Here is a 22,610-nt window from a genome sequence, read left to right as displayed (position 1 = left end):
GTGCGCGCCTTAGTTCGACGTGCAAGAAAGCTCTACCGGTGGCCGAGCCGCCCAACTGCACGTCGCCTGAGATGACGCCTAACCTCGGTCGCTCTAAAAGACATGCGGCGGCTCTGGACATGTTCCCCCCTGTGGTCCCCGGTGACGCATTCCCCCGGCCCCGCGCCGAAGGCTCCCCACGAGGCAAACGCACCACCGGCCACAGGGTCAATCGGCCTTATTGCGTACAACCCGGGCGGAAGGTCACGCGTCCGCGAGGAGGCTTTCGTCGAGGAACTCCCTCACGTGGCCGAGAATCGTTCTCCGGTCCGTCCCGCGCAGCCCGATCGCCACGTGGATGGAGAAGCCGTCCAGGAGGGCCCTCAGCCGGGTCGCGAAGCGGTCCGGGTCGACGGCCCGGAACTCGCCCCGCGACACCCCTTCCGCGAGCAGTGCGACCAGGTCCCGGTGCCAGGCGCCCTCGATCGCGGCCTGGCGTTCGCGGGCCTCGTCGTCGGCGTTCTGCGAGCGGTTCCAGACCTCCAGCCACAGGGTCCAGTGCGGATCGCGGTGGCCGTCGGGGACGTACAGGTCGACGTACGCCTCGAGTCGTTCGCCGGCGGTCGCCGTACGGGTGAGCAGCCGGGCGCGCTCGGCGCCGAGCCGTCCCTCGCTCCACTCCAGGGTCTGGAGCAGCAGTTCGTCCTTGGAGCGGAAGTAGTACAGGAGGTGGCCGCTGCTCATACCGACCTCGCGGCCGAGCGCGGCCATGGTCAGCTTCTCCAGGCCGCCCGCGGCGATCATCTCCATGGCCGCGGCGAGGACGCGTTCACGCGGAGGCGCGGGCGTGCGCCGGGCGGCGGTCATACGGCGTCCACCCGTGCGGCGGCGCCGGGGAGCCGATGCGGCGGCTCGGTGCGGCGGTGGTCGTGGGCGGTGCGGTGCGGCGGCTCGGTGCGGCCGTGGACGTGGGCGCGGGCGGCGCGGCCGTGGTCGCGGGTGGTGCGCTGGTGCGGCTCGGTTCGGCGGTGACCGCAGACGGTGCGGCCGGGGTGGCGGGCAGTGCGGCCGAGGTCGCAGGCGGTGCTGCCATGGCCGCGGGCAAGGCGGTGCGGTGGGGCGTTCACGCGTCTGTTCTACCCGACCGTCCGGCCGTCGCCCGCGGCTGCTGCTGGGTGACGCAATGGATGCCGCCCCCGCCCGCGAAGATCGTCCGCGCGTCGACCAATGTCACCGTGCGCTCGGGGAACAGCCGCCGGAAGACGCCGGCGGCAAGCTCGTCGCGCGGGTCGTCGAAGCCGCAGAGCACGACACCGCCGTTGCAGAGGTAGTGGTTGATGTACGAGTAGTCGGCCCAGTGCCCGTCCGCCTCCAGGACGGTCGGGGCGAGCACCTCGACGACCTCCAGGCGGCGGCCCCGGGCGTCGGTCGCCGCCTTCAGCAGGCCTACGACCTCCTTGGCCACCTCGTGGTCCGGGTGTGCCGGGTCCGGCTGGACGTGTGCCACGACCACGCCCGGGCGGGCGAAGGCGGCGACGATGTCGACGTGGCCCTGGGTGCCGTACGTGCCGTAGTCGCCGGTCAGGCCGCGCGGGAGCCAGATGGCCCTGCGGGTGCCGAGCCTGGCGTGGATCTCCGCCTCGACCTGCTCGCGCGACCAGCCCGGGTTACGGCCGGCGCCGAGCTGGACGGTGTCGGTGAGCAGGACGGTGCCCTCGCCGTCGACGTGGATCGCGCCGCCCTCGTTGACCAGCGGGCTGCTCAGCACCGGCACTCCGGCGAGGTCGGCGACCTGGCGGGCGATCTTCGCGTCGTGGTCCCAGCGGGCCCAGTCCTGGCCGCCCCAGCCGTTGAACACCCAGTCCACGGCGGCCAGTCGGCCCTCTTCGTCCTTGACGAACGTCGGGCCGATGTCACGCATCCACGCGTCGTCGAGCTCGCGCTCCACGAGTTCGACGTCCGGGCCGAGCAGGGCGCGCGCGGACGCGGCGTGGCCGGGGCCGTGCACCATCGTCACCGGCTCGAAGCGGCGCACCGCGCGGGCCACGGACGCCCAGGCGGCCCGGGCCGCGGTGAGTTCCCCGTCATCGGTGAAGGTCGGGTTGGGGCCGGGCCAGGCCATCCAGGTGCGTTCGTGCGGGGCCCACTCGGGCGGCATGCGGTAGGTCATCGGGGGTCCTGGGAGTCCTAGAGGAAGTACAGACGGTTGAGGGAGACCGAGTCGGCCGGTGCGGAGACGACCGGCTCTCCGTCCAGCGTCACCAGGCCGGTGCGCCGGTCCACGTCCACCGCTCCGGTACGGGAGTTGAGGCGCAGGTCGGCCGGTCCGATGCCGCGGGTGCCGTGCACGGCGACCCTTCTCCTGCGGGTCGGCAGCCGGTCGTTGCCCTGGTCCAGGGCGGCCCGGGCGACGAAGGCGACGGAGATCTCGGCGGGGGTGGCGCCGTGTGCCCCGAACTGCGGTCCCAGGACGAGGGGTTCGCAGGTGTCGGTGGCCGCGCCCGGGTCACCGACCACGCCGTAGGCCGGGAAGCCGGACTTCAGGACGAGTTGCGGCTTGGCGCCGAAGAACTCCGGCCGCCACAGGACGAGGTCGGCCAGCTTGCCGACCTCGATCGAACCGACTTCGTGCGAAAGGCCGTGTGCGATGGCCGGGTTGATGGTCAGCTTGGCGATGTAGCGCAGGACGCGCTCGTTGTCGTGGCCGTCGTCCGGGGCACCGAACTCGGCCTTCATCTTCCCGGCCATCGCGAAGGTACGGCGGACCGTCTCACCGGCCCGCCCCATGCCCTGCGCGTCGGAGGAGGTGATGCCGATCGCGCCCAGGTCGTGCAGGACGTCCTCGGCGCCCATGGTCCCGGCCCGGATGCGGTCACGGGCCATGGCGGCGTCGCCGGGCAGGTCGGTCTTGAGGTCGTGGACGGAGACGATCATGCCGTAGTGCTCGGCGACGGCGTCCCGGCCGAAGGGCAGGGTGGGGTTGGTGGAGGAGCCGATGACGTTCGCAACCCCGGCCATCTTCAGCACGTTCGGTACGTGTCCGCCGCCGCAGCCCTCGATGTGGAAGGCGTGGATCGTACGGCCCTCCAGCACCTTCAGGGTGTCCTCGACGGACAGGCACTCGTTCAATCCGTCGCTGTGCAGGGCGACTTGGACGTCGTGCTCCTCGGCGACCCGCAGAGCGGTGTCCAGCGCGCGGGTGTGGGCGCCCATGTCCTCGTGCACCTTGAAGCCGCTCGCCCCGCCCTCGGCCAGCGCCTCGGTCAGGGGGTCCGGCGTGGAGGACGAACCCCGGGCCAGGAAGCCGATGTTGACCGGCCAGGCGTCGAAGGCTCCGAACGCGTGCCTCAGCGCCCAGGGCGAGTTGACCCCGACGCCCCATACGGGCCCGAACTCCTGCCCGATGATCGTGGTCACCCCGGAGGCCAGCGAGGCCTCCATGATGCGCGGCGACAGCAGATGGACGTGGGTGTCGACGGCACCGGCGGTGGCGATGAGCCCCTCGCCGGACACGATGGAGGTACCGGTGCCGACGACGACGTCGACCCCGTCCAGGGTGTCGGGGTTCCCGGCCCGTCCGATGGAGCAGATCCGTCCCTCGCGGATACCGATCGAGACCTTCCGGATGCCCTGCACGGCGTCGATCACGACGACGTTGCTGACGACGACGTCACAGGTGTCCCGCACGGCGGCGGCCTTGAGGTGCAGCCCGTCACGGGCGGTCTTGCCGAACCCGGCGAGGAACTCGTCGCCGTAGCGCTGGGAGTCCCCCTCGACCCGGATCACCAGCCCGGAGTCACCGAGACGCACGCGGTCACCGGCACGGGGTCCGTGGGTGGCGGCGTACTCGTAGGGAGTGAGGCGCCGAGCCTCGGCGGGGTGGCCTCCGGGGCGGCTCATCGAACGACCCCCTCATCACGCACTCCCGGACAACCGCAGACCGCACCACACCCGCGGCACGTGAGCCGACGGACCCCGCCCGGGCGCCCTCCGAGACGGCTCATCGGACGGCCCTCCACATCACGCACTCCCGGACAACCGCAGGCGGCGGCCCACCCGCAGCACGTGAGCCGACGGACCCCGCCCGGGCGCCCTCCAAGACGGCTCATCGGACGGGCCTCCACATCACACACTCCCGGACAACCGCAGGCGGCAGCCCACCCGCAGCACGTGAGCCGACGGACCCCGCCCGGGCGCCCTCCGAGACGGCTCATCGGACGGCCTCCTCGTCGCGCACTCCCAGGTAGCCGCAGGCCGCCGCCCGCCGCAGCGCCTCCTCGCGCGCACCCGGCGCGTCCAGCGGACCGTCCACCAGACCCGCGAAGCCGACCGCCACCCGGGCCCCGCCGATCGGTACCAGGCCGACCTCGGCCGACTCCCCCGGGCCGAACCGCACCGATGAGCCGGCGGGCACCGCGAGCCGCATGCCGTACGCCTCCGCGCGGGGGAAGTCCAGGCGCGGGTTGGCCTCGAAGAAGTGGAAGTGGGAGGTGACGGAGACGGGCACGGGGGCGGTGTTGGTGACCGTCAGCCGTACGACCGCCTCGGGCTCGGCGTGTTCGGGCCCCGGCAGCAGCGCGCCGGGCGCCCCCTCGCCGAGCCCCCCGCCGATCGGATCGCTGACGACCGCGAGCCGAGAGCCGTCGTCGAAGACCGCCTCGACATGCACCTCGGTGACGACGTCCGCGACACCGGGCAGGACGTCGTCGGGCCCGAGCACCGACCGGGCCCGCTCGACGGCCTCGGCCAGCCGCACCCCGTCCCGGGCGGCCTCGCACACGGTGTCCGCGATGAGCGCGGTCGCCTCCGGGACGTTCAGCCGCAGCCCGCGGGCTCTGCGCGCCCGGGCCAGCTCGGCGGCCCCGAACAGCAGCAGCCGGTCACGTTCCGTGGGGGTCAGTCTCACGACACGCCGCCTCCCTACCTTGCCCTGAGTTAGAGCAACACTCTAAAGCAGGTGCATGGCAGATCAACAGGGTGGGTAGAGTCACATTGAGCGCTGCTCTAACGGTGTGGCCGACACGCGACGGGCCCGCCCGGAACATGTCCGGGCGGGCCCGTGGAGCCGTCTGCGGAACTCAGCCCAGCTTGTGCATCCAGCCGTGCTTGTCCTCCCTGACACCGCGCTGGATACCGAGCAGCGCCTCGCGCAGCTTCAGGGTGACCTCCCCGGGCGTGCCGTCGCCGTGGGTCCAGGCGTCCGCCTTCGTCTTGACGTGCCCGATCGGCGTGACGACCGCCGCGGTGCCGCAGGCGAAGACCTCGGTGAGGGCACCGGACGCGGCGTCGGCGCGCCACTGGTCCAGGGTGACGACACCCTCCTCGGCGGTGTAGCCGAGGTCGCGGGCGACCTGGAGGAGGGAGTCGCGGGTGATGCCCTCCAGGATCGAGCCGGTCAGCGACGGCGTGACGATCCGGTCGCCGTAGACGAAGGCGATGTTCATGGAGCCGGACTCCTCGACCTTGGTGCGGGTCACCGCGTCGAGGTAGACGACCTGGTCGCAGCCGTTCGCGGCGGCCTCGGCCTGCGGGAGGAGGGAGGCCGCGTAGTTGCCGCCGGTCTTGGCGTCACCGGTGCCGCCGGGGACCGCGCGGACGTAGTCCTCGGAGACCCAGATGGTGACCGGCTTGACGCCCCCGGCGAAGTACGCGCCGGACGGGGAGGCGATCAGCATGAAGAGGTACTCGTTGGCCGGGTGGACGCCGAGCGCGGCCTCCGTGGCGAACATGAACGGGCGCAGGTAGAGGGACTCCTCGCCGCCGTGCGGCGGGACCCAGTCGGCGTCCTGGCCGATCAGCGCGTCGAGGGCCTCGATGAACAGCTCCTCGGGCAGCTCGGCCATCGCCATCCGGCGGGCGGAGTTGCGGAAGCGGCGCGCGTTGGCCTCGGGCCGGAACACGGCGACCGAGCCGTCGGCCTGGCGGTACGCCTTGAGGCCCTCGAAGATCTCCTGGCCGTAGTGCAGGACGTGGGTGGAGGGGTCGAGGGAGATCGGGCCGTACGGAACGAGCTGCGCGTCGTGCCAACCGCGGCCCTCGGTCCACTTGATCGTCACCATGTGGTCGGTGAAGTGGCGGCCGAACCCGGGACTGGCCAGGATCGCCTCGCGCTCGGTGGCGGAGAGCGGGCTGGCGGAGGGCTTGAGCTCGATCGTGGGCGTCGTCATGAGTGGTTGTCCTTCACCGGTTGTGTAGTGACGGGCCGCGCTCACGCCCCTTTACTGTCAGTGACCAGTGCTAGGACGTCCGAGCATTCCCTCACTCCGCGGCTCCGCGTTCGATTATCGCAAGCGCGGGGCCGGAGAAGAAACGGCGTGAAATGCGACCCGGGGATGATGGTGACACCCGGCGGGGGACATGCGAAAGCCGCCGGGTGCGAGTGACCCGGCGGCTTCGAAGGCATTTTCGAGTGGTCCGCCCGGTCAGCCGGCTACTCGTACGGCCAGCGCGTCGCCGATCTCCGACGTGGAGCGGGCGGGCTTGCCGGTGCGCTCGGCGAGGTCGGCGGAGACCGCCTCCTCGATGCGGGCGGCCTCGGCCTCGTAGCCGAGGTGGCGCAGCAGCAGGGCGACGGACAGGACCGTGGCGGTGGGGTCGGCCTTGCCCTGGCCGGCGATGTCCGGGGCCGAGCCGTGGACGGGCTCGAACATCGACGGGAACTCGCCGCTCGGGTTGATGTTCCCGGAAGCGGCGACGCCGATGCCGCCGGAGACGGCCGCGGCGAGGTCGGTGATGATGTCGCCGAAGAGGTTGTCGGTGACGATCACGTCGAACCGGGCCGGGTCGGTGACCAGGTAGATGGTGGCCGCGTCGACGTGGATGTAGTCGGTGGTGACCTCGGGGAACTCCGCGGCCACCTTGTTGAAGGTGTTCGTCCACAGGTGGCCGGCGAAGGTCAGCACGTTGTTCTTGTGGACCAGCGTGAGCTTCTTGCGCGGCCGGGCCTGGGCACGGGCGAAGGCGTCCCGGACCACGCGCTCGACACCGAAGGCCGTGTTCACGGAGACCTCGGTGGCGACCTCGTGCTCGGTGCCCTTGCGGATGGTGCCGCCGTTGCCGGTGTACGGGCCCTCGGTGCCCTCACGGACGACCACGAAGTCGATGGCCGGCTCGCCCTTGAGGGGCGTGTCGACACCGGGGAGCAGCTTCGACGGGCGCAGGTTCACATGGTGGTCGAAGGCGAAGCGGAGCTTGAGGAGGAAGCCGCGCTCCAGCACGCCGGAGGGGACCGACGGGTCGCCGATGGCGCCCAGCAGGATCGCGTCGTGCTTCTTCAGCGCGTCGAGGTCCGCGTCGGTGAGGGTCTCACCGGTGGCGTGGTAGCGCCGGGCGCCGAAGTCGAAGTCCTTGGTCTCCAGCTTCACATCCTGCGGAAGGACGGCGGAGAGGACCTTCAGACCTTCGGCCACGACCTCCTGGCCGATGCCGTCACCGGGAATCACTGCGAGATTGATGCTGCGAGACATGCGGGAACCCTACTCCTCGTCCCATGGGATGACACCGCATGTCCGCGATGCGGACACGGCATCACGGACGTTCGGCGTGCGTTCACCCGTAGGTGTGGCGGTTGTCGGGGTCCGCTGGGAAGTTCACCTCCATGGACCTTCCCGACGTCGGCATTCCGCCGCGGCTCGCACAGCGGATGAGCATGGCCGAGCAGCACGAGTACCTGCGCACGAAGCTGTCCCGGCGCCGCACTCTGGTGACGGCGGGCGCGGTCGCGGGCGGTCTGCTGACCGGCTGCGGCCCCGCGGGATCGTCCACCGCCACCGCCACGCCCTCCCCCACGGCGACGGTGCACGGCTCGGCCGTCTCCCCCTTCGGCCGCCATCTCGCCTTCGGCGCCGATCCGAGGACACAGATGCGGATCTCGTGGCAGGTCCCGTTCGCGGTGAAGAGGCCGTATGTCCGCGTCGGCCTGAGGCCCGACGACCTGGACCGCGGGATCGAGGCCGAGCTGCGCGACCTGCACACCCCGGGGCAGAGCGGCGTACGCCTCGCCCTCGACCAGTACTACCTGCACGCGGCCCTGGACGGACTGCGCCCCGGCACGACGTACTACTACGGCGTCGGCCACGACGGCTTCGACCCGGCGGACGCGCGCCACCGCTCGACCATCAGCACCTTCCGTACGGCCCCGGCGAGCCCGGAGAAGTTCGTCTTCACCGCCTTCGGCGACCAGGGGGTCGGCACCGCCGCGGCCGCCAACGACAACCTCCTGCTGCGCCGGAAGCCCGCCTTCCACCTCCACGCCGGCGACCTCTGCTACGCCGACGGCAACGGCCAGGGCCTGACGTCGGACGGCTACGACCCGGGCTTCTGGGACCTGTTCCTCAAGCAGAACGAGGAGGTCGCGCGGAGCGTCCCCTGGATGGTTACGACCGGCAACCACGACATGGAGGCCTGGTACTCCCCCGACGGCTACGGCGGCCAGCTCGCGCGCTGGTCCCTCCCGGAGAGCGGCTTCGACCCGCGCTCGGCGCCGGGCGCGTACTCCTTCACCTACGGCAACGTCGGCGTCGTGGCGCTGGACGCGAACGACGTGTCGTACGAGATCCCCGCCAACTTCGGTTATACGGCCGGGAAGCAGACGAAGTGGCTGGAGGTGAGGCTGGCCGAGCTGCGCGCGGCCAAGGGGATCGACTTCGTCGTCGTCTGCTTCCACCACTGCGCGTACTCGACGTCCTCGCACGCCTCCGACGGCGGGGTGCGCGCCGCGTGGCTGCCGCTGTTCGAGAAGCACCAGGTGGACCTGGTGATCAACGGGCACAACCATGTCTACGAGCGCACGGACGCGATCCGCGGCGGCGCGGTCGGCCGGTCGGTGCCGGTCGGCGGCGCCACGGATCCGACGCGGGACGGGATCGTGTACGTCACGGCCGGCGGGGGCGGCCGGGACCTGTACGGCTTCCCCGCGGGCGTGAAGGAGAGCTACGAGGGGCGCGTGCACGACCACGAGTCCGTCGAGACCTTCCAGTGGACGAAGTCGAAGCAGTCCCGGAAGGAGACAGTGGAGTGGTCACGGGTGCGCTACCGCGGGTTCTCGCTGCTCTCGGTGGAGGCGGAGAGCGGGGCGCGGCCGCGGCTGACGGTGTCGGCGCTCGCGCAGAGCGGGGAGCGCATCGACCATTTCGAGGTGCGGCGCGGGGCCTGACGGGCCCGCGCCACACCTCTTACGGGTGCGGCTCCCGGCTGTGAGGGACCGGTCAGTGACCGGTCGAGCCGCCGTTGTCACGGCGGTCGAGGGCGCGCTGCAGGGCTGCGGCGGCGTTCTTGCGGTCGGACTCGCTGGTACGGGAGGTGTGACGGACTCGACGGCGGGCGGTCGTCTCGGCCATGAGAAATCGACTCCTTCGAATTTCCGGGAAGGGGACAACGAGACGCCGGAAGGGGCGGGGAGCGACGGGCCGCAGGGGTTGCCTGCACGGGGCCCGGCTCACGACCGCCATTCGCTTGATCGAGCGAGACGTTCGGCTCCTACAAAGCTAAGGGAGGACAGCCGGTCTGTCTCCACAATTACTCGGACTTCCTACTATCTGAGACGGAAAAGTGGATCACACGGCGCTGACCTGCGGTTTCGCTGGGAGGAGCGGAGAGCAGCCGCGCCTGGCCGCACGTCCGCCGCCGCCTCGGCCCGGGCACGGCCGGCGAGCTGGTCCTCACCGTGTCTTCGACCTGCTCAAGGTGTGGGAGCCGGAGGACTAGGACGTCACCACGCGCCCCCGACAGGGTTCCCGAGCACGCCTGCCAGGGCGTGCTCGAAGTCCTCGGGGGCCTCCACCCACGGCAGGTGCCCGGCCCTCGGCAGCACCACCCGCCGCACGCGCGGCAACGCCTCCTCCAGCGAGTCCACCGCCGAGCGCGGACGGATGTCCTGTGCGCCGTCGACGATCAGGACGGGCACGTCCAGGGAAGCGCAGGCGGTCCGCAGCTCCGGGGTGCCCCAGGTGCGCCCGGTCTCGGCGTTCAGGGCCGCGTTGCACTCGTGGTTGATCTCGAACCAGGGGTCGGCCAGCCGGCGGGCGTGCTCCAGGGCGTGCTCGCGGTCCGCGAAGTCGGCCGTCCACTGAAGCACCGCCCGCTCCGGGTCCCGCCGCGGCAACTCCCGCCGGCGAGCGAGCCGTTCGGGGTCCTCGCCGAGGCGCGCGGTGAGGTTCTGGGTGTAGGACGCGTGCCACTGCGACACCGGCACGATGCCCGTCCCGCTGACGTAGACCAGTGTGCTGACCCGCTCCGGGTGGGCCAGGGTGTAGCTCAACGCCAGCTGCGCGCCCCAGGAGTGGCCGAGCAGCGCCATCCGGGCCAGGCCGAAGTGGCGTCGTACGGCGTCCAGATCGGCCACGAACCGGTCGGTCGTCCAGGGTCCGGCACACCGCTGCGAGCGCCCGCAGCCACGCTGGTCCCAACGGATCACGGTGGCCCGGTCGTCGAGCATCGCGGCGACGTCCTCGAACATGTCCCACAGTCCCGGACCCCCGTGACACAGGACCAACGGGTCCCCCGTACCCGAACGCGAAGCCCACAGCCGTACGCCGTCCTCGGTGCTCGCCGTCATGACCGCATTGTGCGCGCACGAGGGGGCCGGGCAACAGCCCGACCCCCTCCGGCCGCTGACGATCCGTCAGCCCATGTGCGGGTAGCCGTAGTCGGTCGGCGGGACCAGCGTCTCCTTGATGGCGCGGGTCAGGGTCCAGCGCTGGAGGTTCTGCGGGGCGCCGGCCTTGTCGTTGGTGCCGGAGGCGCGGCCGCCGCCGAAGGGCTGCTGGCCGACGACGGCGCCGGTGGACTTGTCGTTGATGTAGAAGTTGCCGGCCGCGTAGCGCAGCTTCTCCATCGTGTACGCGGCCGCCGCGCGGTCTCCCGCGATGACCGAGCCGGTCAGCGCGTAGTCGGAGGCCGACTCCATCTGGGTCAGCATCTCCTCGTACTTCTCGTCCTCGTAGACGTACACCGCGAGGAAGGGGCCGAAGTACTCGGTGGTGAAGACCTCGTTCTCCGGGTCCGTGCACTCGACGACGGTCGGGCGGACGAACCAGCCGACCGAGTCGTCGTAGGAACCGCCCGCGACGATCGTGCAGGTGGGGTCCGCCTGCGCGCGGTCGATCGCCGCCTTGCTCTTGGCGAAGGCACGCTCGTCGATGACCGCGCCGATGAAGTTGGACAGGTCGGTGACGTCACCCATGGCGATGCCGTCGACCTCGGCGGCGAACTCCTCACGGAAACCGCTGTTCCAGATCGACGCCGGGATGTAGGCCCGGGAGGTCGCCGAACACTTCTGGCCCTGGTACTCGAAGGCGCCCCGGGTCAGGGCGGTCTTGAGGATCGCGCGGTCGGCCGAAGGGTGGGCCACCACGAAGTCCTTGCCGCCGGTCTCGCCGACCAGACGCGGATACGTGCGGTACTTCTCGATGTTGGCACCGACCGTCTTCCACAGGTGCTGGAAGGTCTTCGTCGAACCGGTGAAGTGGATGCCCGCGAGGTCCCGGTGCTCCAGGGCGACCTTGGAGACCTCGATGCCGTCGCCGGTGACGAGGTTGATGACGCCCTTGGGCAGACCGGCCTCCTCGAGGAGCTGCATGAGCAGCACGGCGGCGTGCGTCTGGGTCGGCGACGGCTTCCAGACCACCACGTTGCCCATCAGCGCGGGCGCGGTCGGCAGGTTGCCCGCGATCGCCGTGAAGTTGAACGGCGTGATCGCGTAGACGAAGCCTTCCAGCGGGCGGTGGTCGAGGCGGTTCCAGACGCCCGGGGCGTTGGCCGGGGGCTGCTCGGCGAGCAGGTCACGGGCGTACTTGACGTTGAAGCGCCAGAAGTCGACGAGCTCGCAGGGCGTGTCGATCTCGGCCTGCTGGGCGGTCTTGGACTGGCCGAGCATGGTGGAGGCGGCCAGCGTCTCACGCCAGGGGCCGGAGAGCAGTTCGGCGGCGCGCAGGATGATCGCGGCACGGTCGTCGAAGCTCATCGCGCGCCAGGCGGGGGCGGCGGCGAGGGCCGCGTCGATGGCGTCCCGGGCGTCCTGCTGGGTGGCGTTGCGGAGGGTGCCGAGGACGGCCTTGTGGTTGTGCGGCTGCACGACCTGGAAGGGCTCGCCGCCACCGAGCCGCTTCTCGCCGCCGATGGTCATCGGCAGGTCGACCGGGTTCTCGGCCAGCTCCTTGAGCTTCACCTCCAGCCGGGCCCGCTCGGGCGAGCCGGGGGCATAGCCGCGCACCGGCTCGTTGACGGGGGTGGGGACCTGGGTCACAGCGTCCATGAGTTACCTCTTCCGAGTGGTTCTCGGGCTTCAGCACCGGAGAGCCGAAGCGGTTGCATATCGTCAGCAGCGGTCAGGGCTTGACCGTCACGAACTCGCTGCGGCGAGCCCGTGAGAAGCCCCCTCGGGGGCGGAGTCACGAGATCCGTAACTCCTTCCACGGATCTGGGTCCGGCTCAGCCGGGCGCAGGGCGGCGGCTGTTGGCCTCCGAGACTCCTCGGGGACCGACAGTCGCGGCTCATCCAGCACATCACCCCTTGCTGATCATCGAGCGGACGAAGAAACGCAGGTTCGACGGCTTCTCCGCGAGCCGCCGCATGAAGTAGCCGTACCAGTCGGTGCCGTAGGCGGTGTAGACGCGCATGCGGTGGCCCTCGGCGGCCAGGCGCAGGTGTTCGTCGCCGCGGATGCCGTAGAGCATCTGGAACTCGTACTCGTCGGCCTTGCGGCCCGCCTGCCGGGCGAGTTCCTGGGCGATGGCGATCAGGCGCGGGTCGTGGGAGCCGACCATCGGGTATCCCTCGCCCTCCATGAGGATGCGCAGGACCCGGACGTACGCCTTGTCGATCTCGTGCTTCTGCTGGTGGGCGACCTCGGCGGGCTCCTTGTAGGCGCCCTTCACCAGCCGCACCCGGCTGCCAGCCGCGGCGAGCCGGCGGGCGTCGGCCTCGGTGCGGAAGAGGTAGGCCTGGATCACACAGCCGGTCTGCGGAAAGTCCTTCCGCAGTTCCTCGTGGATGGCGAACATCGAGTCGAGGGTGGTGTGGTCCTCGGCGTCGAGCGTGACGGTCGTGCCGATGGCGGCGGCGGCCTCGACGACGGGCCGCACGTTGGCGAGTGCGAGCTCGTGGCCGCCGTCCAGCGCCTGGCCGAACATCGACAGCTTCACGGACATCTCGGCCCCGGTGCCCAGGTCGAGTGGCCCGAGCCGGTCGACGAGCGCGAGATAGGCGTCCCGGGCGGCCTCGGCCTGCTCGGGCGTGGTGATGTCCTCGCCGACCACGTCCATGGTCAGCTCGAGGCCCCGCGAGGTGAGCTCCCGGACGATCGGCACGATCTCGTCGACCGTCTCGCCGGGGATGAAGCGGTCGACGACCTGCTTGGTCACCGGGGCCGCCGAGATCAGGCGTCGCATCCGGTCGCTGCGCGACGCGGCAAGAATCACGGGACCCAGCACGGGGCACCTCCACAGACCAGCAGACAGAACCACCGTGAAACCTAAGGATCCCTCCGATCGTGGGCCATCGACAGCTGTCACGCATCCGTGCCGCAGATCTCAGACAGATGTATGAAGCGGGGTGTTTTTGCGCGAGAATGCCCGGGTGGCAGGCGACTACAAAGGTGATTACCAGGAGCTGGTCGACGAGATCTCGGAGCTCCTCGGCGTACCGGCGACCCTGGAGAACCGCGACTTCGAGCTGATCGCCTTCGGTGCGTACGACAGTGAGGGCGACCTCGATCCGTCGGCGCTGGACCCCGTCCGCACCCGCTCGATCCTGACCCGGCGCTCCACGGCCGCGGTCCGGACGTGGTTCGAGGGCTTCGGCATCACGCGGGCGAGCGGCCCGGTGCGGATTCCGCCCACTCCGGAGGCGGGGGTGTACCGGGGGCGGATCTGTCTGCCCGTACGTCATCGCGGGGTCGTCCTGGGTTACGTCTGGCTTCTGGAGTCCGAGCCCGGCCCGACCGACCGGCAACTGGACGCGGCGATGCGGGTGACGGCCCGGATCGGCGCGCTGCTCGCGGACGAGGCGCAGCACGGGGCCGACCTGAGCCGGGAGCTGCGGGCGGTACTGACCGCCGAGCGCGGCTGGCAGTCCGACATGGCGGTGGCGGCCCTGCGCACGGCACTGGGCTCCCGCGGCGACGGCCCCTACACCGTGGTGTGCGTCGCCCCGTGGCCGTCCGCCGACCCGGACGACGCCCCGTCCGCCCGTACCATCCCGCACGCGACGGCCCTGTGCACGGTGCCGTGGAGCACCTCGGCCCAGTCCCTGGCAGTCCTGGTCCGCCTGCGCGCGACGGACACCCTGACCCCGGCGAACACGACGGCGGTACGGCTGCTGGAGCGGGCGCGGGGGGTGGACGGGGGCGGGGGCGCCCATGGCGAGACGGGGAGAGGAGAACCGGGGCCGGGCGGATCGAGTGGGAACCACGGCAGCACTCCCGGGCCGGCGGTCCAGGACACCGGTGCAGCAGCTTCAGCCACGGCCCACGACACAGGAGCCTCCGCCGCCGCCCAGCGCACCGTGGCCGCCGGGATCGCAGCCGCCCGCGTGGGCCTCGCCGAGCCGGCCCCCGCCTGGCAGGAGGCGTCGGCCGCGGCCCGGGCGGCGCTCGCGGAACCCCGGTTGGGCCCGGTCGCGGAGTGGTCCCGCATCGGCCCGTACCGTCTGCTGACCGCACTGCCCCCGGAGACGGCCCACGACCCCGCCGTACGCCCGCTCCTCTCCCCCGCCCACCGCGAACTGGCCCGCACCGCCGAGGTCTACCTCGACTGCGCGGGCCAGGCGGGGCGCACCGCAGCGGAGTTGGGCATCCACCGCCAGACCCTCTACTACCGCCTCTCCCGCGTCGAACAGCTCACCGGCCTGGACCTGGACGACGGCGAGGACCGGCTGTTGCTGCACATGGCGCTCAAGGGGGCGCGGCTGTAAGGGATGTCCGGCCGAGAGCACCCCTCACGGCAGGCTCCGGACGCGGCGACCGCCATCGCCCGTGCGTCGGCACGCCACCCGCTCTGATCACGAAAGGCGCACGTCAGCCTCGGGTGGCGGCCTCCACCAGCCGGCGCAGCCCCTCGGTGAGCTGTTCGGCGGTGGGTGCCGTTTTCGGATCGAAGGTCCACTGCGCGATGAGCCCCGTCATCAGCGTCAGGTAGAGCTTGCCGAGCGTGTCCGTCGTCTCGTCGGACACGTCCTCCTCGCGACCGCCCATGAGCAGCGGAATGATCCCGCGTCCGGCCTCCCGCTGGGCCCGCGCCAGGTGGTCGCGCACCTCGGGCATCCGGTCGCCCATGACCAGGATCTCCATGCTGAGATGCCACGGTGAACCGGGCTCGCGCATGGTGCCGATGATGTTCGACCACACCTCCTGGAACCGTTCGACCGATCCCGGCTCGGTGGCGGCGCCGACGGTTCCGCCGCCGTCGAAGGCCTCGCCGAGCCCCTCGACCAGCGCGATGTACGCCTGCGCCAGCAGGGTGTCCTTCGAGCCGTAGTGGTAGCCGATGGACGCCAGGTTGGTGCCCGACTCCTTCACGATGTCGCGCGCCGTCGTCCGCGCGAACCCCTTCTGCAACAGGCAGCGCTTGGCGCCTTCGAGCAGATCCTCACGGTGTCCCATGCGAGCCAGCCTATCCCGATCCATACAGGCGTCCTAGACGACTGATTTATACGCGCGTTCTAGACAACCGTTTAAGACGCCCGTACAGTCTCCGGCATGACGAACCCGACGAGCACGACCGCCTCCCCCGGTGCCCGCGCCGGACGCCGCGAATGGACCGCCCTCGCCGTCCTGATGCTTCCGCTGCTCCTGGTCTCGATGGACGTCTCCGTTCTCTACTTCGCCATCCCGGCGATCAGCGCGGACCTGGAGCCGAGCGGCACGCAGCAGCTGTGGATCTTCGACATCTACGCCTTCGTCCTGGCCGGGCTGCTGATGACGATGGGCTCCCTGGGCGACCGCGTCGGCCGCCGCAGGCTCCTGCTGATCGGCGCCGCCGCCTTCGGCACCGCCTCGCTGATCGCCGCCTACGCGACCAGCGCGGAGACCCTCATCGCGGCCCGCGCGGTCCTCGGCATCGGCGGCGCGACCCTGATGCCGTCGACGATGGCGCTGATCCGCACGATGTTCACCGACCCCGGACAGCGCGCGAAGGCGATCGGCATGTGGTCCGGCGTGATGACGGCCGGGATCGCGCTCGGTTCGGTGATGAGCGGTGTGCTGGTCGAGTACTTCTGGTGGGGCTCGGTCTTCCTGGTCAACCTGCCCGCGATGGTGCTGCTCCTGGTCCTCGGCCCGATCCTGCTGCCCGAGTCGAAGGCCCCCTCGCCCGGCCGGTTCGACTGGCTGAGCGTCCCCCTGTCGATGGCAGCGGTACTGCCCGTCGTCTACGGCCTCAAGGAGATCCCGTCCGAGGGCTGGAACGTCCGGTACGTCGTCTCGATCACCGTCGGTCTGCTCTTCGCGGCCCTCTTCGTGCACCGCCAGCGCACCGCGGCCTCGCCGATGATCGACCCCGCCCTGTTCCGCGGCCGCGGCTTCGCACCGTCCGTCGCCCTGAACCTCGTCTCGGCGTTCGGGATCATGGGGTCGGCCTACTTCACCACGCAGTACCTGCAGTCCGTGCTCGACAAGAGCGCGCTGGAGGCGGCCCTGTGGGCGCTGCTGCCGTCGGTGCCGATCGGGGCCGCGGCGCCGGTCGCGACCGCGCTGGTCCAGAAGGGCGTCAACCGCGCCTCCGTCGTCACCGCGGGCTTCGCGATCGCCTCGGCCGGCTTCGCGCTCCTGGCCTTCGCCGGTACGGACTCGATGTGGCTGGTGCTGGCCTCCTGCGGTGTCCTCGCGGTGGGCGGCGTCATCGTGATGTCCCAGATCATGGACCTCGCGATGGGCACCGCCCCGGTGGAGCGGGCCGGTACCGCGTCCTCCCTGATGGAGACCGGCGCGGAGTTCGGCGGTGCGCTGGGCATGGCGGTCCTCGGCTCCATCGGTACGGCGGTCTACCGCCACGACATGCCGGCCTCGGCACCCGACGTGGCCCGCGAAACGCTGGGCGGGGCACTGGCCGTCGCCGATCGGGTACCGGGGCTGACGACCGTGGCCCGGGAGGCGTTCACCAACGGGATGCAGGGGGCGGCGATCGCGGGCGCGGTGTTGCTCGCGGGGGCGGCGGTGCTGGCCGCGGTGACGCTGCGCCGGGCCGAGCTGCACACACCGCAGGAGGCATCGGAGCCGGAGAAGGTGCCCGCGTGACAGAGAAGCGCCGGGCGGGCCGAGGAAACCCTCGGCCCGCCCGGCGTTCGTGGTGAAGCGTCAGACCAGGTTCACCGCACGGGCCGACGTCGCCCCGATCTCCTCGGCGACCTCGGTCAGCACCCCGGCCGGAACCGTGTCGTCCACGGTCAGGACCGCGAGCGCCTCGCCACCGGCGATCGCCCGCGAGACCTGCATACCGGCGATGTTGATCCCGGCCTCACCGAAGATCCGGCCCACCGTACCGACGACACCGGGACGGTCCTCGTACTTGAGGACGACCATGTGGTCGGCGAGGGCCAGGTCGACGTCGTACTCGCCGACCGCGACGATCTTCTGGAGGTGCTTCGGCCCGGCCAGCGTGCCGGAGACCGACACCTCCTCGCCGCTGCCCAGGGTGCCGCGCACGGTGACGACGTTGCGGTGGTCGGCCGACTCGGAGCTGGTCGTCAGCCGCACCTCGACACCGCGCTCCTGCGCGAACAGCGGGGCGTTGACGTACGACACCGTCTCGGCGACGACGTCCTCGAAGACGCCCTTGAGGGCGGACAGCTCCAGCACCTTCACGTCGTGCTGGGTGATCTCGCCGTACACCTCGACGTCGAGGCGGACCGCGACCTCACCGGCGAGCGCGGTGAAGATACGGCCGAGGCGCTCGGCGAGGGGCAGGCCCGGCTTGACGTCCTCGGCGATGACCCCGCCCTGGACGTTCACCGCGTCGGGCACCAGCTCACCGGCGAGGGCGAGGCGCACCGAGCGGGCGACGGCGATACCGGCCTTCTCCTGAGCCTCGTCGGTGGAGGCACCGAGGTGCGGGGTGGCGACGACCTGGTCGAACTCGAAGAGCGGGGAGTCCGTGCAGGGCTCCTTCGCGTACACGTCGAGACCGGCACCGGCGACCCGGCCCTCCTTGAGGGCGGAGTACAGCGCCTCCTCGTCGACGATCCCGCCGCGCGCGGCGTTGACGATCCGCACGCTCGGCTTGACCTTGCGCAGCGCCTCGTCGCCGATGAGACCGACGGTCTCCGGCGTCTTGGGCAGGTGGACGGTGATGAAGTCGGAGACCTCGAGCAGCTCGTCCAGGGACAGCACCTTGACGCCCATCTGGGCGGCGCGGGCGGGCTGGATGTAGGGGTCGTAGGCGACGACCTTCATGCCGAAGCCGGACATGCGCTGGGCGACCAGCGCGCCGATCCGGCCCAGACCCACGACACCGAGGGTCTTCTCGGCCAGCTCCACGCCCGTGTACTTGCTGCGCTTCCACTCGCCGTTCTTCAGCGCGGCGTTGGCCTGCGGGATGTGGCGGGCGGTGGCGACGAGGAGACCGCAGGCCAGTTCGGCGGCGGTCACGATGTTCGAGGTGGGGGCGTTGACCACCATCACGCCGGCCTTGGTGGCGGCGGAGACGTCGACGTTGTCCAGGCCGACGCCGGCTCGTGCGACGACCTTCAGCTTGTGCGCGGCTGCGATGGCCTCGGCGTCCACCTTGGTGGCGGAGCGGATCAGGATCGCGTCGACGTCGGCGATGGCCGGGAGCAGTTCGGCTCGGTCCGCTCCGTTGCAGTGCCGGATCTCGAAGTCCGGGCCAAGCGCGTCCACCGTCGCGGGCGACAGCTCTTCAGCGATGAGTACGACAGGTTTCGAGCTCACGTGAGTCCTCACAAGTCCATTGCGTGCGGACGGCCGTCCCGACGGCCGCAGGCGGTGGAGGGTACTGGCCGCGTTGAAGACGCACGACGCTGTGGGCCTGACGCGTATGTATGACGGCAGTGTAGTGGCGCTACCAAGGTCGTCCTGCGCCTCTGCGGAAGGATCACCCGTCCGTGACGGCACGGGTGGGACAACGGGGCCGAAGCGCAGTGCTCCGGCCCCGTCACGCGGGGCTTACGCCTCCTCGTCGACCCAGCTCATCAGCTTGCGGAGCTGCTTGCCGGTGGTCTCCAGCAGGTGCTCGGAGTCCTGCTGCTTGTACTCGTTGTACTTCTTCAGACCACCGTGGTACTCGGCCATCCACTCACGGGCGAAGGTGCCGTCCTGGATCTCGGCGAGGACCTTCTTCATCTCGGCCTTGGTGGCGTCCGTGATGATCCGCGGGCCGGTGACGTAGTCGCCCCACTCGGCGGTCTCGGAGATCGACCAGCGCATCTTCTCCAGGCCGCCCTCGTACATGAGGTCGACGATGAGCTTCAGCTCGTGCAGGCACTCGAAGTACGCGATCTCCGGCTGGTAGCCGGCCTCGGTCAGCGTCTCGAAACCGGCCTTGACCAGCGCGGCCGTACCACCGCAGAGAACGGCCTGCTCACCGAACAGGTCGGTCTCGGTCTCCTCGGTGAAGGTCGTCTTGATGACGCCGGCGCGGGTGCCGCCGATGCCCTTGGCGTACGACAGGGCGAGCGCGAAGGCGTTGCCGGTCGCGTCCTGCTCGACGGCCGCGATACACGGAACGCCGCGGCCCTCCTCGTACTGGCGGCGCACCAGGTGGCCCGGGCCCTTGGGGGCGACCATGCAGACGTCGACGCCGGCCGGCGGCTTGATGAAGTCGAAGCGGATGTTCAGGCCGTGGCCGAAGAACAGCGCGTCGCCGTCGTTCAGGTTGTCCTTGATGGACTCCTCGTAGACCTGGGCCTGGATCGGGTCCGGGACGAGGATCATGATGACGTCGGCCTCGGCGGCGGCCTCGGACGGCGTCACCACGCGCAGACCCTGCTCCTCGGCCTTGGCCTTGGACTTGGAGCCCTCGTGCAGACCGACACGCACGTCGACACCCGAGTCACGGAGCGACAGCGCGTGGGCGTGGCCCTGGCTGCCGTAACCGATGACCGCGACCTTGCGGCCCTGGATGATGGACAGGTCGGCGTCGGCGTCGTAGAACAGCTCGGCCACTTTGGGTTCTCTCCTTGGAGTGCAGATGTTGCGTCCCACCGTATGACGGCGGGCTGACATGAAGATTCGGGGTCTCGGTATACGGGCGGCCGAAGCCGCCCGTGGCCAGCCCTACGCGCTGCGGTCGAGGGCGCGCAGCGAGCGGTCCGTGATCGAACGGGCGCCGCGGCCGATGGCGATGGTGCCGGACTGGACGAGCTCCTTGATGCCGTACGGCTCCAGCATCTTCAGCATCGCGGACAGCTTCTCGCCGCTGCCGGTGGCCTCGATCGTGACGGCCTCCGGGGAGACGTCGACGGTCTTGGCGCGGAACAGCTGGACGATCTCGACGATCTGGGAGCGCGTCTCGTTGTCGGCGCGCACCTTCACCAGAACGAGTTCGCGCTGAACGGCCGAGCCGGGTTCCAGCTCGACGATCTTCAGCACGTTGACGAGCTTGTTGAGCTGCTTGGTCACCTGCTCCAGCGGCAGTTCCTCGACCACGGTGACCACGATGGTGATCCGGGAGATCTCCGGGTGCTCGGTGACACCGACCGCGAGCGAGTCGATGTTGAAGCCGCGGCGGGAGAACAGGGCGGCGATCCGGGCGAGGATGCCGGGGGTGTTCTCCACCAGGACGGAGAGCGTGTGCTTGGACATGATCTTTTACGTCTCTCTCGCTCAGTCGTCTTCGTTGTCGCCGAAGTCGGGGCGGACGTCCCGGGCGGCCATGATCTCGTCGTTGGAGGTGCCGGCGGCGACCATCGGCCACACCATCGCGTCCTCGTGGACGATGAAGTCGACGACGACGGGACGGTCGTTGATGGAGTTCGCCTCCGCGATGACCTTGTCCAGGTCCTCCGGGCGCTCACAGCGCAGACCCACGCAGCCCATCGCCTCGGACAGCTTCACGAAGTCCGGCACGCGGGTGCCCTTCGCGTCCGGGTTGACGTCCTGCGGGCCGCTGTGGAGCACGGTGTTGGAGTAGCGCTGGTTGTAGAAGAGGGTCTGCCACTGGCGGACCATCCCGAGGGCGCCGTTGTTGATGATGGCGACCTTGATCGGGATGTTGTTCAGGGCGCAGGTGGTCAGTTCCTGGTTGGTCATCTGGAAGCAGCCGTCGCCGTCGATCGCCCAGACCGTGTTGCCCGGCATGCCGGCCTTGGCGCCCATCGCGGCCGGGACCGCGTAGCCCATGGTTCCGGCGCCGCCGGAGTTGAGCCAGGTGGCGGGCTTCTCGTACTGGATGAAGTGCGCGGACCACATCTGGTGCTGGCCGACGCCCGCCGCGAAGATCGTGCCCTCCGGGGCGAGTTGTCCGACCCGCTCGATGACCTGCTGCGGGGAGAGCGAGCCGTCATCGGGCAGGTCGTAGCCGAGCGGGTAGGTCTCGCGCCAGCGGTTCAGGTCCTTCCACCAGGCGCTGTAGTCGCCCTGGTGGCCCTCGCTGTGCTCCTTCTGGACGGCCTGGACCAGGTCGGCGATGACCTCGCGGGCGTCCCCGACGATCGGCACGTCGGCGGCGCGGTTCTTGCCGATCTCGGCCGGGTCGATGTCGGCGTGGACGATCTTGGCATGCGGGGCGAAGCTGTCCAGCTTGCCGGTGACGCGGTCGTCGAAGCGGGTACCGAGGGCGACGATCAGGTCGGCCTTCTGCAGCGCGGTGACGGCGGTGACCGCACCGTGCATGCCCGGCATTCCCACGTGCAGCGGGTGGCTGTCGGGGAATGCGCCGAGCCCCATCAGGGTGGTGGTGACGGGGGCTCCGGTGAGTTCTGCGAGGACCTTCAGCTCGGCGGTGGCGCCGGCCTTGATGACACCGCCGCCGACGTAGAGGACGGGCCGCTTGGCCTGGGTGATCAGCTTGGCGCCCTCGCGGATCTGCTTGGCGTGCGGCTTGGTCACCGGGCGGTAGCCGGGCAGGTCCATGACGGGCGGCCAGGAGAACGTCGTCTTCGCCTGGAGCGCGTCCTTGGCGATGTCGACGAGGACCGGGCCGGGGCGGCCGGTGGAGGCGATGTGGAAGGCCTGCGCGATGACCCGCGGGATGTCCTCGGCCTTGGTGACGAGGAAGTTGTGCTTGGTGATCGGCATGGTGATGCCGACGATGTCCGCCTCCTGGAAGGCGTCCGTGCCGATCGCCTTGGAGGCCACCTGCCCGGTGATCGCCACGAGCGGCACCGAGTCCATGTGGGCGTCCGCGATCGGGGTGACCAGGTTGGTGGCACCGGGGCCCGAAGTGGCCATGCAGACACCGACCTTGCCGGTGGCCTGGGCGTAACCGGTGGCCGCGTGGCCCGCGCCCTGCTCGTGACGGACCAGGACGTGGCGCACCCGGGTGGAGTCCATCAGCGGGTCGTACGCCGGAAGGATGGCACCGCCGGGAATGCCGAATACCGTCTCGGCGCCGACCTCCTCGAGAGAGCGGATGAGGGACTGCGCGCCCGTGACGTGCTCGGGGGCGGACTGCTGTCCTCCGGATCGGGGCCGCGGCTGCGGATGGGCCCCGGTGGCCTGCTCGGTCATCGTCATTCTCTT

General features: G+C 70.6%; 19 protein-coding genes. 3 read left to right on the top strand and 16 right to left on the bottom strand.

The genetic code is table 11. The annotated features are described in order from the left end of the window. Window positions 1–243: 243 nt before the first annotated feature. From ACGFWE_RS40210 to ACGFWE_RS40180, 7 genes are all read right to left on the bottom strand, one after another. On the bottom strand, window positions 244–846 hold the full coding sequence (locus ACGFWE_RS40210) for a TetR/AcrR family transcriptional regulator (protein WP_352389370.1): 603 nt from the start codon (window positions 844–846) through the stop codon (window positions 244–246). After that, window positions 843–1,106, bottom strand: a complete 264-nt coding sequence (locus ACGFWE_RS40205; RefSeq protein WP_393605236.1) for a hypothetical protein — start codon at window positions 1,104–1,106, stop codon at window positions 843–845. Before ACGFWE_RS40205 ends, ACGFWE_RS40210 begins: the two co-directional genes overlap by 4 nt. Continuing rightward, window positions 1,103–2,149, bottom strand: coding sequence for an agmatine/peptidylarginine deiminase (locus tag ACGFWE_RS40200; protein WP_393605234.1), 1,047 nt, complete (start codon window positions 2,147–2,149; stop codon window positions 1,103–1,105). Before ACGFWE_RS40200 ends, ACGFWE_RS40205 begins: the two co-directional genes overlap by 4 nt. A gap of 17 nt (window positions 2,150–2,166) precedes the next feature. Beyond that, window positions 2,167–3,879, bottom strand: a complete 1,713-nt coding sequence (locus ACGFWE_RS40195; RefSeq protein WP_393605232.1) for an urease subunit alpha — start codon at window positions 3,877–3,879, stop codon at window positions 2,167–2,169. A gap of 310 nt (window positions 3,880–4,189) precedes the next feature. Next, window positions 4,190–4,885, bottom strand: a complete 696-nt coding sequence (gene ureA, locus ACGFWE_RS40190) for an urease subunit gamma (protein WP_393605230.1) — start codon at window positions 4,883–4,885, stop codon at window positions 4,190–4,192. Between the two features lie 172 nt (window positions 4,886–5,057). Continuing rightward, a complete protein-coding gene (locus tag ACGFWE_RS40185) occupies window positions 5,058–6,146 on the bottom strand; it encodes a branched-chain amino acid aminotransferase (RefSeq protein ID WP_393605228.1) in 1,089 nt (362 codons plus the stop codon). 255 nt (window positions 6,147–6,401) lie between these two features. After that, window positions 6,402–7,445, bottom strand: a complete 1,044-nt coding sequence (locus tag ACGFWE_RS40180) for a 3-isopropylmalate dehydrogenase (protein ID WP_393605226.1) — start codon at window positions 7,443–7,445, stop codon at window positions 6,402–6,404. Window positions 7,446–7,576: 131 nt separating this feature from the next. Between ACGFWE_RS40180 and ACGFWE_RS40175 the strand changes: the two genes are divergently transcribed. Then, entirely contained in the window at window positions 7,577–9,133 is a 1,557-nt protein-coding gene (locus ACGFWE_RS40175; RefSeq protein ID WP_393605224.1) for a purple acid phosphatase family protein, read from the top strand. A 52-nt stretch (window positions 9,134–9,185) separates the two neighbouring features. Here ACGFWE_RS40175 and ACGFWE_RS40170 read toward each other — a convergent pair whose 3' ends face one another. The 4 genes from ACGFWE_RS40170 to ACGFWE_RS40155 all read right to left on the bottom strand — a co-directional run bounded on the left by ACGFWE_RS40170 (window position 9,186) and on the right by ACGFWE_RS40155 (window position 13,410). After that, window positions 9,186–9,317, bottom strand: coding sequence for a hypothetical protein (locus tag ACGFWE_RS40170; RefSeq protein WP_020121043.1), 132 nt, complete (start codon window positions 9,315–9,317; stop codon window positions 9,186–9,188). A 371-nt stretch (window positions 9,318–9,688) separates the two neighbouring features. Next, complete coding sequence (locus tag ACGFWE_RS40165) at window positions 9,689–10,534, bottom strand: alpha/beta fold hydrolase (protein WP_393605222.1); 846 nt, start codon at window positions 10,532–10,534, stop codon at window positions 9,689–9,691. Window positions 10,535–10,600: 66 nt separating this feature from the next. Further along, window positions 10,601–12,232 (bottom strand): L-glutamate gamma-semialdehyde dehydrogenase, encoded by a 1,632-nt coding sequence (pruA, locus tag ACGFWE_RS40160; RefSeq protein ID WP_352389362.1) that lies wholly within the window; start codon window positions 12,230–12,232, stop codon window positions 10,601–10,603. Window positions 12,233–12,483: 251 nt separating this feature from the next. Then, entirely contained in the window at window positions 12,484–13,410 is a 927-nt protein-coding gene (locus ACGFWE_RS40155; RefSeq protein WP_352389361.1) for a proline dehydrogenase family protein, read from the bottom strand. Between the two features lie 145 nt (window positions 13,411–13,555). On the opposite strand from ACGFWE_RS40155, the gene ACGFWE_RS40150 reads away from it, so the two are divergent. Further along, the gene (locus tag ACGFWE_RS40150; protein ID WP_393605219.1) at window positions 13,556–14,890 is read left to right on the top strand and encodes a PucR family transcriptional regulator; all 1,335 of its coding nucleotides are present in this window, start codon (window positions 13,556–13,558) and stop codon (window positions 14,888–14,890) included. Between the two features lie 103 nt (window positions 14,891–14,993). On the opposite strand, the gene ACGFWE_RS40145 is transcribed toward ACGFWE_RS40150, so the two are convergent. Continuing rightward, a complete protein-coding gene (locus ACGFWE_RS40145; protein ID WP_352389359.1) occupies window positions 14,994–15,578 on the bottom strand; it encodes a TetR/AcrR family transcriptional regulator in 585 nt (194 codons plus the stop codon). 96 nt (window positions 15,579–15,674) lie between these two features. Here ACGFWE_RS40145 and ACGFWE_RS40140 point away from each other — a divergent pair, with 96 nt between their 5' ends. Next, a complete protein-coding gene (locus tag ACGFWE_RS40140) occupies window positions 15,675–17,210 on the top strand; it encodes an MFS transporter (protein ID WP_393605217.1) in 1,536 nt (511 codons plus the stop codon). Window positions 17,211–17,270: 60 nt separating this feature from the next. On the opposite strand, the gene serA is transcribed toward ACGFWE_RS40140, so the two are convergent. From serA to ACGFWE_RS40120, 4 genes are all read right to left on the bottom strand, one after another. Then, on the bottom strand, window positions 17,271–18,860 hold the full coding sequence (serA, locus tag ACGFWE_RS40135; protein WP_007384881.1) for a phosphoglycerate dehydrogenase: 1,590 nt from the start codon (window positions 18,858–18,860) through the stop codon (window positions 17,271–17,273). Window positions 18,861–19,094: 234 nt separating this feature from the next. Continuing rightward, window positions 19,095–20,093, bottom strand: a complete 999-nt coding sequence (ilvC, locus tag ACGFWE_RS40130; protein ID WP_393605215.1) for a ketol-acid reductoisomerase — start codon at window positions 20,091–20,093, stop codon at window positions 19,095–19,097. A gap of 111 nt (window positions 20,094–20,204) precedes the next feature. Continuing rightward, window positions 20,205–20,732, bottom strand: coding sequence for an acetolactate synthase small subunit (ilvN, locus tag ACGFWE_RS40125; RefSeq protein ID WP_393605213.1), 528 nt, complete (start codon window positions 20,730–20,732; stop codon window positions 20,205–20,207). 21 nt (window positions 20,733–20,753) lie between these two features. Then, the gene (locus ACGFWE_RS40120) at window positions 20,754–22,598 is read right to left on the bottom strand and encodes an acetolactate synthase large subunit (protein ID WP_352389355.1); all 1,845 of its coding nucleotides are present in this window, start codon (window positions 22,596–22,598) and stop codon (window positions 20,754–20,756) included. Window positions 22,599–22,610 lie beyond the last annotated feature (12 nt).

The organism is Streptomyces sp. NPDC048523 (assembly GCF_043199815.1).
Lineage (GTDB): Bacteria > Actinomycetota > Actinomycetes > Streptomycetales > Streptomycetaceae > Streptomyces.
The sequence above is the reverse complement of the archived record's forward strand: the minus strand, read 5'-3'. Positions and strand labels throughout refer to the sequence as shown.